15 protein-coding genes are annotated in these 16,193 nt (G+C 68.1%); 7 read left to right on the top strand and 8 right to left on the bottom strand.

Going from position 1 to position 16,193, the window contains the following annotated elements; all coding sequences use genetic code 11:
* Positions 1-26 precede the first annotated feature (26 nt).
* Genes JNB50_RS01555 through JNB50_RS01540 form a run of 4 tightly spaced genes read left to right on the top strand, consistent with a single transcriptional unit; the run spans position 27 to position 5,523 of the window.
* Entirely contained in the window at positions 27-2,024 is a 1,998-nt protein-coding gene (locus JNB50_RS01555) for a hypothetical protein (RefSeq protein WP_208038369.1), read from the top strand.
* Between the two features lie 50 nt (positions 2,025-2,074).
* Positions 2,075-3,163, top strand: a complete 1,089-nt coding sequence (locus JNB50_RS01550) for an NAD-dependent epimerase/dehydratase family protein (RefSeq protein WP_208038368.1) — start codon at positions 2,075-2,077, stop codon at positions 3,161-3,163.
* A gap of 14 nt (positions 3,164-3,177) precedes the next feature.
* A complete protein-coding gene (gene wecB, locus JNB50_RS01545; RefSeq protein WP_208038463.1) occupies positions 3,178-4,302 on the top strand; it encodes a non-hydrolyzing UDP-N-acetylglucosamine 2-epimerase in 1,125 nt (374 codons plus the stop codon).
* Between the two features lie 36 nt (positions 4,303-4,338).
* Positions 4,339-5,523 carry a glycosyltransferase family 4 protein gene (locus tag JNB50_RS01540; protein WP_307794564.1) on the top strand — a complete coding sequence of 395 codons (1,185 nt, stop codon included), beginning with the start codon at positions 4,339-4,341 and terminating at the stop codon, positions 5,521-5,523.
* A 55-nt stretch (positions 5,524-5,578) separates the two neighbouring features.
* Here JNB50_RS01540 and JNB50_RS01535 read toward each other — a convergent pair whose 3' ends face one another.
* From JNB50_RS01535 to JNB50_RS01520, 4 genes are all read right to left on the bottom strand, one after another.
* Complete coding sequence (locus JNB50_RS01535) at positions 5,579-6,607, bottom strand: polysaccharide biosynthesis protein (RefSeq protein WP_208038366.1); 1,029 nt, start codon at positions 6,605-6,607, stop codon at positions 5,579-5,581.
* A 66-nt stretch (positions 6,608-6,673) separates the two neighbouring features.
* Positions 6,674-7,918 (bottom strand): hypothetical protein, encoded by a 1,245-nt coding sequence (locus JNB50_RS01530; protein WP_208038365.1) that lies wholly within the window; start codon positions 7,916-7,918, stop codon positions 6,674-6,676.
* Complete coding sequence (locus tag JNB50_RS01525) at positions 7,915-8,283, bottom strand: DUF2304 domain-containing protein (RefSeq protein WP_208038364.1); 369 nt, start codon at positions 8,281-8,283, stop codon at positions 7,915-7,917. The genes JNB50_RS01530 and JNB50_RS01525 overlap by 4 nt, the downstream gene beginning before the upstream one ends.
* On the bottom strand, positions 8,283-9,020 hold the full coding sequence (locus JNB50_RS01520; protein WP_208038363.1) for a glycosyltransferase family 2 protein: 738 nt from the start codon (positions 9,018-9,020) through the stop codon (positions 8,283-8,285). The genes JNB50_RS01525 and JNB50_RS01520 overlap by 1 nt, the downstream gene beginning before the upstream one ends.
* Positions 9,021-9,078: 58 nt before the next feature.
* Here JNB50_RS01520 and JNB50_RS01515 point away from each other — a divergent pair, with 58 nt between their 5' ends.
* Together JNB50_RS01515 and JNB50_RS25390 are read left to right on the top strand one after the other, a co-directional pair.
* The gene (locus JNB50_RS01515; RefSeq protein ID WP_208038362.1) at positions 9,079-10,065 is read left to right on the top strand and encodes a glycosyltransferase family 2 protein; all 987 of its coding nucleotides are present in this window, start codon (positions 9,079-9,081) and stop codon (positions 10,063-10,065) included.
* A 209-nt stretch (positions 10,066-10,274) separates the two neighbouring features.
* Positions 10,275-10,397, top strand: a complete 123-nt coding sequence (locus JNB50_RS25390) for a hypothetical protein (RefSeq protein WP_279553356.1) — start codon at positions 10,275-10,277, stop codon at positions 10,395-10,397.
* A 79-nt stretch (positions 10,398-10,476) separates the two neighbouring features.
* On the opposite strand, the gene JNB50_RS01510 is transcribed toward JNB50_RS25390, so the two are convergent.
* From JNB50_RS01510 to manA, 3 genes are read right to left on the bottom strand one after another with little or no spacing between them, the layout of a single operon-like run.
* Positions 10,477-11,766 carry an O-antigen ligase gene (locus JNB50_RS01510; RefSeq protein ID WP_208038361.1) on the bottom strand — a complete coding sequence of 430 codons (1,290 nt, stop codon included), beginning with the start codon at positions 11,764-11,766 and terminating at the stop codon, positions 10,477-10,479.
* Between the two features lie 10 nt (positions 11,767-11,776).
* Complete coding sequence (locus JNB50_RS01505; RefSeq protein ID WP_307794563.1) at positions 11,777-13,126, bottom strand: O-antigen ligase family protein; 1,350 nt, start codon at positions 13,124-13,126, stop codon at positions 11,777-11,779.
* Between the two features lie 14 nt (positions 13,127-13,140).
* The gene (gene manA, locus JNB50_RS01500) at positions 13,141-14,298 is read right to left on the bottom strand and encodes a mannose-6-phosphate isomerase, class I (RefSeq protein WP_208038360.1); all 1,158 of its coding nucleotides are present in this window, start codon (positions 14,296-14,298) and stop codon (positions 13,141-13,143) included.
* A 112-nt stretch (positions 14,299-14,410) separates the two neighbouring features.
* Here manA and JNB50_RS01495 point away from each other — a divergent pair, with 112 nt between their 5' ends.
* Positions 14,411-15,589, top strand: a complete 1,179-nt coding sequence (locus JNB50_RS01495) for an acyl-CoA dehydrogenase family protein (protein WP_208038359.1) — start codon at positions 14,411-14,413, stop codon at positions 15,587-15,589.
* Positions 15,590-15,611: 22 nt separating this feature from the next.
* Here JNB50_RS01495 and JNB50_RS01490 read toward each other — a convergent pair whose 3' ends face one another.
* On the bottom strand, positions 15,612-16,124 hold the full coding sequence (locus tag JNB50_RS01490) for a hypothetical protein (protein WP_208038358.1): 513 nt from the start codon (positions 16,122-16,124) through the stop codon (positions 15,612-15,614).
* Positions 16,125-16,193: the final 69 nt, after the last annotated feature.

The raw sequence follows: 16,193 nt of genomic DNA, 5'->3' as shown, positions 1-16,193 counted from the left end.
CTGGGGGTGCGCGCCTGTTCCTTCGAATGACGACGGCGTGGGCACGATTCGTCGCACCGTCCGCGACCGGCTTGCCGACCTGGCGGACGATCGTCGCCTTCCCGATTCTCGTCACTGTCGTCCTCGGTGTGATGATCGTTCTCGGCTATGGCGGTACGTCGTCCGGTGTGCACGCCATGAACCTGGGATTCGGACACGATCCCCGGCTGATCGCGGGGATCCCCCGGGCCATTCGGTCGGACGAGTGGCTCGTCCAGCAGGGCTGGGTCGTGTCGCAACACGTCCGTGGCAACCCCGTCGTCAACGGGAACTTTCCCGGCGGAACGGACATGACCGTTCTCAACGAGCTTCCGAACTGGGACTGGTCCTCGCTGTTTCGCCCGCACTTGTGGGGCTACCTCCTCTTCGGCCTCGACATCGGTGCGGCATGGTTCTGGTGGATCCCGGCCATTGCCGTGCTGAGCGGCGCCTACCTTGTCGTGCTCATGCTCGTGCCGCGCCGTCCCTTCACCGCCGCGGTTCTCGCTGTGAGCGTCCTCTTCATGCCCTTCGTCCAGTGGTGGTACACCCCGAGTACCCTCTGGTCCGTCGCTTGGCCGTTGATCGCGATGGCCGGCACCGTCTGGATCATGAAGGACGTTCGACGGTGGACGCGCTGGCTGTGGGCCGGACTGATCGGCTACACCGCGATCACGACGGCGATGGGCTTGTACGTGCCGTACATCCTCCCGGGCGTCCTCGCCTTCCTCGCCTTCGCGATCGGTATGCTGCTGCGCCGCTGGCGCGGAGACGGCGTCCGATTCCGCACCATGCTGACCCAGATCGTCCCGCTGCTCGTCACGGGCGCCGCGGCCATGGTTGTACTGGGTGTCTGGGTCGTGACGCGGTGGTCGACGATCATGGCGATCCAGTCGACCGTGTATCCAGGCCAGCGCTCGATCCCCACGGGGTACCTGTGGACCCAGGATCCCCATCTGACCGGGATCGGCGGGTTCCCCTGGAACCAACTGCTGAAGTCGACGTCGATGCCGACGCTCGTGGGCGGGAACTCGTCCGAGGGTTCCGGCATCCTTCTGCTCGCGGCCTTCCTCACACCCGGTCTGGTGTGGCTCCTGGTCATGGCGTGGAGACGTAACCGGCGGCCGGACCTGCTGGTTCTCACGATGCTCGTCTTCCTTGCCATCTGCGCCGCCTACCTGCTTGTGCCGGGCTGGGACGCGATCGCACGGCTCCTCCAGCTGGACCGTGTTCCGCCCGAGCGGTTCCGAATCGTATTCCTCGTGCTACTTCCGGTGATCGCTGCTCTCGTCATAGAGAAGGTGGACGCCCTCCGCACACGATGGACGTGGGCTCCCGGCGTTCTCTCCGCACTTCTGACCGCGGCGTCGTTCGTGCCGCTGGTCGTGACGTTCCGCGAGCTTGACCCGATCGTCTTGAAGCTCACGCCCCGGTGGCCGATCATCGCTGCCGTCATAGTCATCGCGGTGTTCCTCTTTTTCGTCCGGTCGCTCGCTCCGATCGCCGCCCTCGGCATCCTCTCCACCGTCCTCGTCACAGGCTGGGGGGTGAACCCGGTGTACCGCGGCGTGTTCGACCTGAGCTCGACGTCGGCGGGCCGCGCCGTCGAGCGCATCGATAGAGCCGAACCGGGGACCTGGATCAGCGTGGGGTCTGCTGAGGCGCGCGCGACGATCGTTGAGAGCGGCGTCGAGTCGCTGACGGGCGTTCAAGGCTATCCGTCGAAGAAGATGTGGGACGAAATCGACCCGACGGGCAAGTACGAGTACGAATGGAACAGGCTCGGCCATGTCGGATGGTCCCTCGGTTCCGGCCCCGTCACGGTCACCAACCCCCAGGCCGACGTGATCGACGTCACTGTGGACCCCTGCTCGCCGTTCGCCCAGGCGCATATCGACTACATCCTCGCCGACGTGAAGATCGCGCCGACCTCGTGTCTCACGCCCGTGGCGTCCACGATCGAGGGCAAGACGCGCATGACCGTGTACCGTGTCGGCGCGTCCTGAATGCGACGATAAGATTGGCGATTGATGTCTGGAGATCGGAGTAAGCGGCGATGACGGGAGTGGCCCTCACCGGCGCACGCGGATTTCTCGGTTGGCATGTTCGTTGCGCACTCCGTGAGCGCGGCGTGGAGTCGCTGCCGATACCAGTCGGTGACGACTTCTCCCAGGCGGACACGATTGCGGCGGTCGACGGCTCCTCTCGTCTGATCCATCTGGCCGGCGTCAACCGGGGAACCGACCACGAGGTTCAGGAAGGCAATCTCCGATTCGCCCGGCAGGTCGCGGAGGCGCTTCGGGCCGCCGCTGATCCTCCGGAGGTCGTCGTCTTCGCGAACTCGGTTCAGGCGACCGGCGACTCCGTCTACGGAGATGCCAAGGCGCGCGCCGCTGAGATCCTGCGCGAGGCGGCGGAGGCGCGAGGCGTCCGTTTCGAGGACCATCTGCTGCCCAACCTCTTCGGAGAGCACGGGCGACCGTTCTACAACTCTGTTGTGGCGACTTTCAGCCACCTCTTGGCCACGGGAGGGACGCCGGAGATCGCCATCGACCGCGAGCTCGACCTTCTCCACGCCCAGGACGCCGCCGACCTCCTGATCGGCTCAACCGCTTCGGTCGACGACCGCGTCACTCAGGCGACTGTCGGCGACGTCCTGAAGAAGCTGTCCGACATCGCCGCCCGATATCGTTCGGGTGAAATTCCGGACATCGCGGCGTCCTTCGATCGTGACCTCTTCAACACGTACCGTTCATTCTCCTTTCCTGTGCAGGGGCCGTTCGAGTTGCGTGCCAACAGCGATGCACGCGGGTCGTTCTTCGAGCTCATTCGATGCGGTGGGGGCGAGAGCCAGTCGTCGTTCTCGACGACGGCTCCGGGGATCAGCAGGGGCGACCACTTCCACCGACGCAAGGTCGAGCGTTTTGCGGTCGTCGAGGGAGCGGGGGTCATCTCCATGCGACGGCTGTTCACGGATGAGGTCCTGCGTTTCGAGGTGAGTGGAGCTCGCCCGATGGCCATCGACATGCCGACGCTGTGGTCGCACAAGATCGAGAACATTGGTGAGCAGACCCTGGTCACCAGCTTCTGGGCGAATGAGCTCTTTCGTCCCGACAGTCCAGACACGATAGCGGAGGCCGTGTGAGCGAGCGCAAGAAGATGAAGGTCATGACGGTGGTCGGGACGCGTCCGGAGATCATCCGGCTCGCGGCCACGATCGACCGACTGGAGCGGGAGACCGAGCACGTCCTGGTCCACACAGGCCAGAACTACGACTACGAGCTCAACGAGGTCTTCTTCGAAGATCTCGGGCTGCGTCGCCCCGACCACTTCCTCGAGAGCGACACGTCGTCCCTCGGCGCGGTCCTCGGCTCCGTGCTGAGCCGGATCGAGCCGATCCTCCTGGCCGAGCGACCCGACGCGATGGTCGTGCTCGGCGACACGAACAGCTGTATTTCGGCCGTCATGGCCAAGCGCCTGCAGATTCCCGTCTACCACATGGAAGCCGGCAACCGCTCCTACGACGAGAACGTCCCTGAGGAGGTCAACCGGCGCCTGGTCGACCACGTGGCCGACTACAACCTGGTCTACACCGAGCACGCGCGCCGCAACCTGCTCGCGGAAGGCATCCATCCCTCCCGCATCCTCCTGACCGGTTCGCCGATGCGCGAAGTCCTCGAGGCGAACCGCGAAGGAATCGACGCCAGCGACGTGCTCGAGCGCCAGGGACTCACCGAGGGGGAGTACTTCCTGGTGAGCATGCACCGCGAGGAGAACGTCGACAACCCGGAGCGTCTCGCTTCCGCGCTGGCGGCCCTGCAGGCACTGGCCGAGGAGTACGGTGTGCCGGTGCTCGTCTCGACCCACCCCCGCACGCGCAAGCGCCTGGAGGACCAAGAGGAGGACGCCAAGCGCGGCCTCATCTTCCACCCGCCGTTCGGTTTCCACGACTACGTAAGGCTGCAGAAGTCCGCGAAGCTGGTGCTTTCCGACAGCGGCACCATCAGCGAGGAATCGGCCATCCTCGGCTTCCCGGCCGTGTCGCTCCGCGACGCGATCGAGCGCCCGGAAGCGATCGACACCGGCGTCACCATCACGACGGGTGTGGAAACGGCGACGGTTCTCGACGCGGTCGCCATGACGCTCGAGCAATTCGCCACGGACGGACCGGCCAGCTCGCCGTTCGAGTACGACATCGACGACGCCTCCCGCCGGGCCGTGAACTTCATCCGTTCAACGGTAGGAACGCACCACGCGCGTCGTGCGATCCGCCGCAAGGGCTAGGCCGTCCGCACTGTGCGTATCCTTTTCATCCACGAGGTGAACTACCTCAACAAGGTGATCTTCGAGATGCACGAGTTCCCGGAGCTCCTCGCGCTCAAAGGGCACGACGTCTCGTTCTTCCACTACCCGGAAGCTCCTGATGAGCCCGGGGTCTCCTGGCGGACGACACGGCAGACGATCAGCGGACGTGTGCACCCCGAGGCCCGCATCCGTCTGATCACGCCGCCGACTTTCGGTGGCGGATCATTCGAGCGTTACCTCGCGCCGCTGCTGGCGACGCCCGCACTGCGACGCGAGATACGTAGTGGGGGCTATGACATCATCGTGCTCTATGCGGTCCCGACGACGGGATGGCAAGCGGTGAGCATCGCCAAGCGAGCGCATGTGCCCATCGTCTACCGCGCCCTGGACGTCTCCCACCAGATCAGGGAGAATCCGCTCGCTCCGCTCATCCACAAGGCGGAGCGCTATGTAGCGGGGAACGCCGGCCTGGTCTCTGGGAACAATCCCGCGATGACCGACTACTGCGTCCGGATCTCGAACCGCACCGGCCCCACCAGCACGGACCTGCCCCCGATCGACCTGTCGCACTTTGAGGATTCCGGAGCGCACGACGTGCGTGCATCCCTCGGGCTGACCGCAGACGACAAAGTGCTCCTCTACATGGGCACCTTCTTCGAGTTCTCCGGGCTCGACGTGCTGATCGACGACCTTGCGCCCCGGTTCGCCGAGCATCCAGAGCTCAAGCTGGTCCTGGTGGGCGGCGGGGAGCTCGACGCGCAGCTTCGCGCGACGGTGCACGAGCGTTCTCTCCAGGACCGCGTCATCTTCACCGGCGTCGTCCCCTACGCCTCCCTGCCGGGCTATCTGGCTTCAGCGGATGTGGCGGTCAATCCGTTCCGCCCGGAGCTCGTGACCAACGTGGCTCTTCCTCACAAGGTGTTGCAGTACATGGCCGCCGGCGTGGCGACCGTGTCGACCGACCTCAGCGGGCTGCGTGGCGTTCTCGGAGACGACTCCGGGGTGACGCTCGTCGAGCACCAGCACGACATCGCGAGCGTCGCAACCCGCCTCGCCTACGAGCCCGCGCGCGTGCGTGCCGACATCGTGCGCCGGCAGCGGGACTATGTGGACCGCACGTTCTCCAAACAGCTGGCGGTCGACGCCTTCGAGAAGACGCTCGAGTCGCTTGTGTTGGCGCCGGCGACACCGGAGCGCTGAACGCACGCGTCCCGGACCACACAGGTGATCCGGGACGCGTGAAGCGCCGGGCGCGTCAGTGCGCGGCGACGATGGCCTGGATCTCCGGGAGGGTGAGGAGCAGCTTCTCAACTCCCTCGACGTCCAGTCGCTCGGTGTTGTGCGAGGTGTACGACTCGACTGTGGCGCCGTGGTCCGCCCCCTCTTCGAAGTACGGGCGGTAGTCGAGCGTGCGCGTGTCGAGCGGCACTCGGAAATAGTCGCCGCGGTCCTCCGCGTTCGCCATCTCCTCGGAGCCGAGGAGCGACTCGAACAGCTTCTCGCCGTGGCGGACGCCGATGGTGTCGACGTGGGGCTGCGGCACCCCGATCACATTTGCGACGGCCTCGAGAAGGGTCGCGACCGTGCTTGCCGGCGCCTTGCGCACGAAGAGGTCGCCCGTGGTGGCCTGCGTGAACGCATACTCGACGAGGTCGACCGACTGGGCGAGCGACATCAGGAACCGGGTCATGTTCGGGTCGGTGACCGTCACGTTGGCGCCGGACGTGAGCTGGTTCACGAAGAGCGGGATGACCGAGCCGCGAGAATACATGACGTTGCCGTAACGCGTGACGGAGATGACCGTGTCCGAGTCCTGCGATTCGCGCGCCATGGCGAGCGCCGTCTTCTCCATCACGGCCTTGGTCATGCCCATCGCGTTGATCGGGTAGACGGCCTTGTCGGTGCTCAGGCACACGACCGAACTGACGGAGTGGTCGACGGCGGCGCGGATGACGTTCGCGCTGCCGTTGATGTTCGTGGCCACTGCCTCGAGCGGGAAGAACTCGGCGGACGGAACCTGCTTGAGGGCTGCGGCGTGGAAGACGTGGTCGCTGCCGCGCACGGTGCGCGCGACACTCAGGGGATCCCGCACGTCACCGATGTAGAAGCGGATGCGGGGATCGCGGATAGCGTGACGCATGGCGTCCTGCTTGGATTCGTCGCGACTGAAGATCCGCACTTCTCCGACGTCCCGCGTGAGCAGGTACTTCGCCATGGTGGAGCCGAACGACCCGGTGCCACCCGTGATCGTCACGACGGAGTCTTTGATCTGTCTCTGCTTCATCAGTCTCTTTCAGCTGGTACGGGCGAGGGCACGGACGGGCCTCGCCGACGAAAGGCACCTGCGATCCTATCGCACGGCGATTTCGGTGGTCGCCGAAGGGCGGGCGCCGACGAGGTAGACCGTGTGCACGAGGAGTCCCGCCATCGGGCCGATCAGCAGCGCGAGTGCCGCGCGCTGGTCGATCGGGAGCGGCAGGAGTAGAGCGCCCGTGGTGCCGAGAGCGGCGACGAGCCAGCCCGCGGTGAAGATCGAGTGCCGTCCCAGCACGAGCACGGCCGGCGCGGAAACACACATTCCGGCGAGGATCCCGGCTGTGCCGACGAACGCGCCGAGCAGCCAACCCGAGGGGGCGGTCGTGCCGGGGAAGAGGAACTCGAACACGGGAGGACCGATGAGCCAGGCGACGGTACCCAGGACCGCGCCGGCGGCGATGACGGCGACCTCGAGCATCACGAACAGCCGGAACAGCCGGTCGCCAGCGCCGCGGAAGAGCACGATCAGAAAGCTCTGCGCCGCCATCGCCACGACGATCAGCGGTGCGCGGACCAGGGTCGCCGCCAGGATGACCAGTCCGAGCTGTTGGGAGGACGCCTCGGGCGATGTGGCGGTGAGCAGAGTCGGGAAGCCGCTGACGAGCAGGCCCATCGACGCCGCAGCGACGATTGTGCGTGTGGCGTTCCAGCTCAATCTGCGGTACCCCGCGTCAAGGAAGGTGGAGGCCGCCCCCCGACGGACAGCCACGAGTCCGACGGCCGCCGCAATAGGCGTGGGCACGGCCGCAGCCCAGGCCAGGGGGACGATGGCGGAGGTGACCAGCAGTACCGCACCGATCAAGACCAGGCGCAGCAGACCCTCGGTGACGACGACGAGGAAGATCGCCTTCCACGCCCGGCGGCTGTAGAGCGTGCCCGTGATCACGGCTAGCGGTACGTAGGAGGCGCTGCCGAGGGCGAGCGGCCAGACGAGCGCCCAGTCGCCGCTGAAGACTGCGCCGACCCAGAGCGGGGCCGACAGCGGGATGACGATCAGCACGAGCAGTCCCGCCCCGACCGCGAACACCGAGGCCCGCGCAGGCACCGGTCCCATGGGCGGATCGGTCCTGCTGGATCGCGTCGTCTCCTGCTGGATGCCGGAGAGCGCCGCGATGACGAGGAACAGCGCCGCCCAGAAGACCGCGAAGCCGGCGTAGGCGCCGACGCCGATCACCCGGGGCACAAGCCAGGTGATCACATAACCGGCGACCCCGACCAGACCGGTCGCGACCAGGACCAGCACGAAGCCGGACGAGCGCGGCTGTGACTGGTCGCTCACCTGTCCAGCTTGTCGTCGCGCGCCTCGAGTTGTGCGATCCTCAGCTCCTGGAGCGCGCTGCGCTCGGCGAGCAGCCGGGTCTGCGCCTCGAGACGGGTGAGCTCGGAGCTGTTCTGGATGCAGACCAAGAAGAGGATCGCGACGCTGACGAAGAAGACGAGATTGGTCGGCACGGCGACACCGACCACCGACGCGGCCCAGGCCAGTGTCGACGGGAAGACGCCGACGATCAGGGCGAGGATGCCCGCGATCAGCCACCAGATCGCGTGGCGTTCGCGCAGGCGGCGTCGGCGCATCATCTCGATCACGACGATGAGCGTGATCAGTGCTGCTGCGATCCCGAGGAAGTAGCTTGCGAGACTCATCAGACGGCGATTTCCTTCTCGGTCACGACGACCGGCGGCCGGAGGAGGGCGAACACGAGCGCCATCCCCGCACGTCCGAGGTAGACCGCGGACTTGACGGGGTTGTGCGACGGGATGCCGGCGGCGCGTGGGCGCATAGCGACGGGAAGCTGGGCGATCCGGCAGCCGGAGCGCGCGGCGATGACGAGGGACTCGATCGTGTCGCCCAAGTACTCGGCGGGGTAGTGGTCGGCGAAGATACGTACGGCCTTGGGACCACTCGCCCGGAAGCCCGAGGTGGTATCGGTCAGCTTGGACTTGGCGACCCGGGACAGGACGGAGGCAAGGAAGACCATCGCCCAGCGGCGCGGGCCGCGGACTTCGTAGTCGCCCTGCCCGGCGAAGCGGGCGCCGAGGACGATATCGTTCGTGGCGAGTGCCGCCACCAGCTCGGGCACATTGCCCGGGTCGTGCTGGCCGTCGGAGTCGACCTGGACGACGTTGTCGAAGCCGTTCTCCAGGGCGTAGACGAAACCGAGGCGCATGGCTCCGCCGACACCGAGGTTGTACGGCAGCGAGGCGACGATCGCGCCCGCCGCCGCTGCGCGGGCGGCGGTGCTGTCCGTCGAACCGTCATCGACGACGAGGCAGGTGACGCTGGGGAGCTTCTCCTTGACCTCCCGGACGACCTCCGCGACGGAACCCTCTTCGTTGAGCGCGGGCATCACGATGAGGGTGCGCGCGAGGGGATCGGTCATGGGAGTCGAGTCTACCGAAAGCGGAGGGCTCCGGTTTGCGCGCGGCTAGGATGGGCGGATGCCCCCGAGCCCAGCCCTCTCCGTATCGGTCGCGCTCTGCACGCGCAACGGGGAGCGGTTCATCGCCGCGCAGGTGAAGAGCATCCTTGCCCAGGAGCCGCGTGTGGCCGAGCTCGTCGTCTCCGATGACGGATCCAGCGACAGGACGCTCGCGATCGTGGAGGAGACCGTGCGCGCGCACGGAGCCGGCGTGCGGCTGCGGATCCTGCGCAACGCCGAACCGCTGGGCGTCACCGCGAACTTCGAGCAGGCGATCGCGGCCTGCACGGGAGACCTGGTCGCGCTGAGCGATCAGGACGACGTCTGGCATTCCGGACGGCTCGCAGCGGTCGTCGCGCCGTTCGAGGACGAGCGGATGCTGCTGGTGCACAGCGACGCCGCGTTGGTCGGCGCCGACGGTGAGCCGTTGGGCGGGACGCTCTTCGAGGCGCTCGCCATCACCGCAGAGGTCCTCGCCGAGGAGAACTCCGGCGATGCCCTCGGTCTGCTGCTGCGCCGCAACGTCGTGACCGGGGCGACCACCGTGCTGCGGGCGAGCCTGGCCGCGCGGGCACGACCCTTCCCCGACGGCTGGGTGCACGACGAGTGGCTGGCGGTCTGTGCCGCGATCCTTGGCTCCCTGCACGGCCTCGCGGCGCCCACCATCGACTACCGTCAGCACGGCGCCAACCAGATCGGCGTCATTCGCCCGACCCTCCGCTACAAGATCGCGCGCGTGTTCGAGCCTGGGGCGACGCGCCAGGCGCGGCTGGCCCGTCAGTTCGCCCAGCTGGCCGAGCGGGCACCCGGATTCCCCGAGCTGTCGGACACCGATCGCGCGAGAATCGCCGAGAAGGCGGAGTTCGAGGCGAACCGCTCGCGGCTTCCCACGAACAGGCTGCGTCGGATCGGCCCGATACGCCGACTGGCACGAGGTCGGCGATACGAACGGTTCGCCAGCCAGGGTGCTCTGGACGTGCTGCGCGACCTGATGCGCGCCGACTGAGCGGGCTCTCGCCTCAAGGCGGTAGCGAGCGGCTATGCGTCCGACAACGGCGTGGCAGGATCTCGAGACGATGACCATCCCGACGAGCGCGACGACGGGTGCCGCATCGCGTACGGGACGAACCGTTTCACGTATCCGCCGGTGTCCAACCCAGCCGGCATCGGGGGCTGCCCGTGCAGGTTCGCGGCCAACGCGGTGAGGCGGCCGGAGTGCTGTGCAACAGCGGCCAGGCGTTCTCCAGCGAGGCGGAGAGCGCCGCCGTGCTGAAGCCCGGTGACGGCGCGCGATTCGCCGATATCGAGTGCGTCGCCCTCATGGCCGGGATGTCGTAAACCGAGACCGCGACCGACCACGGCTTCCGCGTCACGCTCGACGACTCCTCGCTCCGTTAGCCGCGCAGCCGACCGGAGCTCAAGTGTTCTCCCGGTGCGGCAGCCGCAGCCGCCAGCTCATGCCCTGGGACGCCTTGACGGTGCAGATCACCAGCAGCATCCAGCCCGACTCGATGAGGATCGAGCTCTCGAACACGCTGGTGACCAGCAGCGAGACCATCACCAGCGGCGCCCACGCGTAGACCACGCTGCGCCGGTTGGACGCGAGCAGCCAGGACCGGCTGAAGGCCAGGGCGATCAGCGCGACGAAGAGCAGCAAGCCGATGAAGCCGACCTGGAGGTACACGTCGAGGTAGGCGTTGAGGCCGTTCGGGTGGTAAGTGCTCGTCGCATCCTGGATGGCGTTGAACGGGTAGAGGTCGGTCGGCCAGGCGCCGACCCAGCCCCAGCCCGTGATCTGGTTGATCGGGATGAGCTCCCAGATCTGGATCCACAGCTTGTAGCGCACCTGGAAGTCAGCGCGGGCGTTCAGCAGGTCTATCACGCGCGTGCGGTAGATGTACGCGGTGACGAGGGCGGCGATCGTCAGGACCGCGAGCCCCCACTGCACCAGGGTGCGGCGGTGTGCGGGAACCTTGCGCAGCAGGTACAGCGCGAGGGTGGCGAACCCTACGACGACCGACACGGCTGCGATCACGGGGGAGTGCGCCAGCAGGATGCAGAGCACCGCGAGCGTGATCGAGTACGCCGCGAGCTGCGGTCGCACCGAACGCGTGCGCAGCTCGACCAGGAAGGTGACGAACGCGATGAGGGCGACGATGCTGAGTGCGTTGCGAGAGCCGAACAGTCCCTGGATCGGGCCTCCCGCAGCGATGTTGCCCGCGATCCCGAGGAAACGGATCGGGACGTCGAGCAGCAGCCCGCTGAGGATCTCGAGGGCGAGCGACACGGTCAACAGCGCGCGGAGGGCGTCGCCGACCACGCGGACGATCTGGATGGCATCGCGCACCAGCGCGATGTAGACGGCGAGAAAGGCGAACAGCAGCTGGTAGACGACTCCGGCCAGGGTGGCCCACTGGTAGTCGCTCCAGATCAGCGAGAGCGCGCACCAGCCGACGAACAGCAGTGCGGAGATCGGCAGCAGGCCGTGCCACTCGATCAGCTTGCGCTGCGCGATGAACGACAGCGCGGCCAACACGGCGATCGTGCAGAGCGCGCCGATCAGTCCGGGCCAGCCGATCACGGCGCGGATCGCGTGCGTCGAGAACCCCGTCACGACCGCGAGCAGGGCGAGCGTGGAGGTGAACCTCGCCGATCCGAGGAACTCGGTCACCGCGGGTGGCACCAGAGTTCGACGCGGTACGGCCATGAAGAGAATCCTACGGCGCGGACTGCTTGGTCTTCACGGCGACGAGCACGAGGAGCGTCCAGCCCGCCTCGATCAGAATGCGGCTCTCGGCGAGGCTCTGCGCGAGGAGTGCGGCGAGGAGGAGCAGCGGCAGGAGCGTCAGAGCGGTGTACGGCAGGTCGTCGCCCGCGGCGAACCGGGGGCGGTCGACGGCCTGGAACCACGACCTCCACAGGGTGCTGACGATGAGCAGCGCGAAGATCACCAGGCCGACGATCCCGAGCTGCAGCCAGACGTCGAGCCAGGCGTTGTGCGCCTGCAGGTAGACCACGCCGCCGCGTTCGGCGAGGTTCTTGAACGGCGACACCCACGGCGCCCAATAGCTCACCCAGCCCCAGCCGAACGCCGGCCGCTCCTGCGCGAGGTGGATGACCGAGTTCCAGATCGTGAGCCGGCCGGTGAGGTCTTCGCTCTTGCCGAGCAGCACGGGGATCTTCGAGGCGAACAGCACGACGGAGACGACCGCGACGACCACCAGGGCGGCGGCCGTCAGGTAGACCGGTCTGCGGCGTTCGGGGCCGACGTGCCTGGTCCACAGCGCGAAGCCGAGCACGACCGCGGTGAACACCGTCGCCACGAAGACCGTGGACGAGCGTGTGAGCGCGAACGTCACGACCGAGACGACCAGCCAGGTGATCGCGGTGCCCCGGCGGATGGTGTGATCGGCGAGCTGGACGCCGAACACCACCAGCGAGAGCAGCGCGATCATGGCGAGCAGGTTGCTGTTGCCCACGATGCCCTGGATCTGGCCGCCGTGGAACAGCAGGTCGCGGCTCCAGTAGAACGCCGATGGGATGTGCCCGGTCGGCGCGGGCTGGGCGGGCGTGAGCGGCAGGATCGGGTGCCGCACGAAGACCGCGACGATCAGTTCGAACAGCAGCGACAGCCCGAGGATCCAGCGGAACGCGTTGGCGAGGGCGGTCAGCACTGCCCGCCAGCTCAGGCACAGCGCGAGGAACACCGCGGCGGCCGTCGTGGCCAGTTGGGCGAGGATCCCGAGCGCGGTCGCGCCGGGGTAGGCCGACCAGGCCAGCGAGACGATCGCCAGGGCGAGGAAGAGCACCAGGGTCTTCGGCGTCTTGCGCCAGCGGAACGCCGGCCGCGTCCTGACCAGGAAGACGATGCTGCCGACGGCCAACACGGCGGCGAGCACGAAATAGCCCGGCCAGCTGATCAGGTTGCGCCAGAAGTCGCCGGCGAAGAGCGTGAACAGCAGCAGTACGGCGAACACGGACGCGCCGGTCCCTGAGGCCCCCCGCGCGGTGCGGATGCGGTCGCGCAGCGACGCACCGCCGGACGGCACGGGTCTCGGGCTGTTCACTCCCGCAGAATAGCTCACCGGTTCTGCGTCGCGAGGAAGAGCGTCCCCGCACCGCCGACGACCGACAGCCTGAGCTCGTCCTCCGTCACCACGGCGGCCTCGCCGCGCGTCAGGCGCAGCGCCTCCGTCGCGCCCTCGAGCTCGAGGTCCCCTGCCGTGCAGAGGACGATCGCGGTTCCCGGCAGCTCGACGGAGGCCGACGGCACGTCCCCGCCCACCTCGATCCGGGTGAGCCGGAAGTCGGGGATGTCGGGGACGAACTCCTCGACACCGGGCGCCGGGCGTTCGCGCACCATCGGCGTCACGGCGAACGGAGCGAAGTCGAGGATGCGCACGAGCTCGGGGACGTCGATCCGCTTGGGCGTGAGTCCACCGCGCAGGACGTTGTCGGAGGCCGCCATTAACTCGATGCCGAGGCCGCGCAGGTAGGCATGGATGTTGCCGGCGGGCAGGTAGAGGGCGTCGCCGGGCCGGAGGGCGACCCGATTGAGGAGCAGCGCGAGCACGATGCCCGGGTCGCCGGGGAAGGCGGCGGCCAGCATCCGGACGGTGTCGGCGTCGACGCCCTCGGCGTCTCGGGCGGCGGCGACGACCGCGTCGACCACGTCGGCGACCTCCGGTGCGCCACCGAGAAGCCACTCGGTCGCTCGGCGGAGCACCTCGGCCGCGGGTCCGTCGAGCGTCGCGGCGAACGCGGCGACCGCCGGGTCGTCGCCGGCGAGGGCCTCCAGCGCCGCGCGGCTGTGGGTCGGCTCGCGGAAGCCGCACAGGGCGTCGAACGGGTCCGACAGGGCGAAGATCATCTCCGGCTTGTGGAACGGGTCCTTGTAGTTGCGCTCCGGCGAGTCGGCCGCGAGGCCCTCCGCGTTCTCGCGCTCGAACCCCGCGCGCGCCTGGGCGGACGAGGGATGCGCCTGCAGCGACAGCGGGCTCGCCGCGGCGAGCACCTTGAGCAGGTACGGCAGCGAGCCCGAGGTCTCCGCCCAGTGGGCCAGGTCCGTCGCTCCGTCGGTCTGAGTGGAGTCGAGGATCCGTGCGGGGGAGCCGGGATGCGCGCCCAGCCACAGTTCCGCCTCCGGCGCACCGCTGGGCGTCGTGCCGAGGAGGCCGGCGATCGCCGTGGTGGATCCCCACGCGTAATCGCGCGGGGTGTTGCCGATGCGCACAAACATCCGTGGCCTTCCTTCCGGTCCGGTTAGACCAAACTACCAATCGCGTTGCCGCGCTCCTGGCCGTTCCCTAGGCTGACGACGCCTCTGCCCGACCGGACGCAATGGAGCACACATGGCCTTCGAGACCCTCGCCAGCGACTTCTACGGCTTCGAGAACCTCCTCACCGAGCGCGAGAAGGACTTCCTCGCGAACCTGCGTGCTCGCTTGGAGGGCGAGATCAAGCCGATCGTCAACGAGTACTGGGAGCGGGCCGAGTTCCCGCACCAGATCATCGACGTGCTGCACGGAGCCGGTGCGATCGGGCTGGGCTTCGCCGAGACGGCGCCGTTCGAGAACTCGGCGGTCTTCCGTGGCTGGGTGGCGCTCGAGCTCGCCCGTGTCGACGCCTCGGTCAGCACCTACGTCGGCGTGCAGAACGGCCTCGCGCTCGGCGCGATCGGCGTCTGCGGGTCCGCGGAGCAGCGGGCGGAGTGGCTGCCCAAGCTGGCGAGTGGGGAAGTGCTGGGCGCCTTCGGTCTCACCGAGCCCGACTCCGGTTCCGACTCGGCACAAGGCCTGCGCACCATCGCGACCCGCGACGGCGACGACTGGATCCTCAACGGCTCGAAGCGCTGGATCGGCAACGCGACCTTCAGCGACATCACCGTGATCTGGGCGAAGAGCGCGGAGGACGGCCAGGTCAAGGGCTTCATCGTCCCGACCGGCACACCCGGATACACCGCGACGAAGATCGAAGGCAAGCAGTCGCTGCGCATCGTCCAGAACGCCGACATCACCCTGGAGAACGTCCGGGTGCCCGAGGCGCTGCGCCTGCAGAACGCGAACAGCTTCCGCGACACCGCCGCCGTGCTGCGGCTGACTCGCGCCGAGGTCGCCTGGGCCGCCGTCGGTGTCGCGGTCGGCGCCTACGAGGCCGCCCTGCGCTACGCGAAGGAGCGCGTGCAGTTCGGCAAGCCGATCGCCAAGCACCAGCTGATCCAGGACCTCCTGGTGAAGTCGATCGGCGACATCACCGCCTCCATCGCCCTGTGCACGCGCGTCTCGCAGATGCTCGACGACGACGAGCAGCGCGACGAGCACTCGGCCCTCGCGAAGGCGTTCGCGACCGCGCGGATGCGCGAGACCGTCGCCCGCTGCCGCGAGCTGATGGGCGGCAACGGCATCGTGATCGACTACGACGTCGCCCGGTTCTTCGCCGACGCGGAGGCCCTCTACTCGTACGAGGGCACCCGCGAGATGAACACGCTGATCGTCGGCCGGGCGATCACCGGCGAGGCCGCGTTCGTCTGACTCCCGGCGGTCCGTCGACCGCTCAGCCCGGCGGGAGGACGCCCGCGGCCCGCGCGGACGCTTCCCGCTCCAGCCGCAGGGCGAACCGGTGGGCGAACAGCAGGGGGATGATCCCGAGCACGCCGAACGAGATGTCGATCAGCTGCCAGCCGAGCGGGATGCCGCGCACGGCGCCGGCGATGAGCGCGAGCGGCACGATGCCGGCGCAGGCGATCATCCCGAACCGCAGGACCCAGATGTTCCTGACCGGATCGATCAGCGGCCCGACGAACGCAACGGCGATGACCAGGTGGGCGAAGGCGAGCCAGTCGGTGCCGTACGACAGGAACGGGTAACGGGCGGTGTCGTCCAGCGCGAGATGCACGCGGTCGACCCATTCCACCAGGCCGGGCGCCAGGTCGGGCGTCACCGTGGCGTGCAGGGTCTGAGAGGCGAGCGACACCTCCCACGCCAGCGGGAAGGCTGTGATACCGCTGAGCACGAGGCCCGCGATGAAGATCACGATCCAGGTCCGCGCCGCAGCAAGGGTGCTCATGCCCCGACCCTAGGAGGCGCCACCCCGCCGAGTCGTCCTCCTCGCGGACGATAGGGTTCTCACGACCCC

It is taken from the genome of Leifsonia sp. TF02-11, assembly GCF_017565305.1.
In the GTDB taxonomy this organism is placed as follows: Bacteria; Actinomycetota; Actinomycetes; order Actinomycetales; family Microbacteriaceae; genus Leifsonia.
The sequence above is the reverse complement of the archived record's forward strand: the minus strand, read 5'-3'. Positions and strand labels throughout refer to the sequence as shown.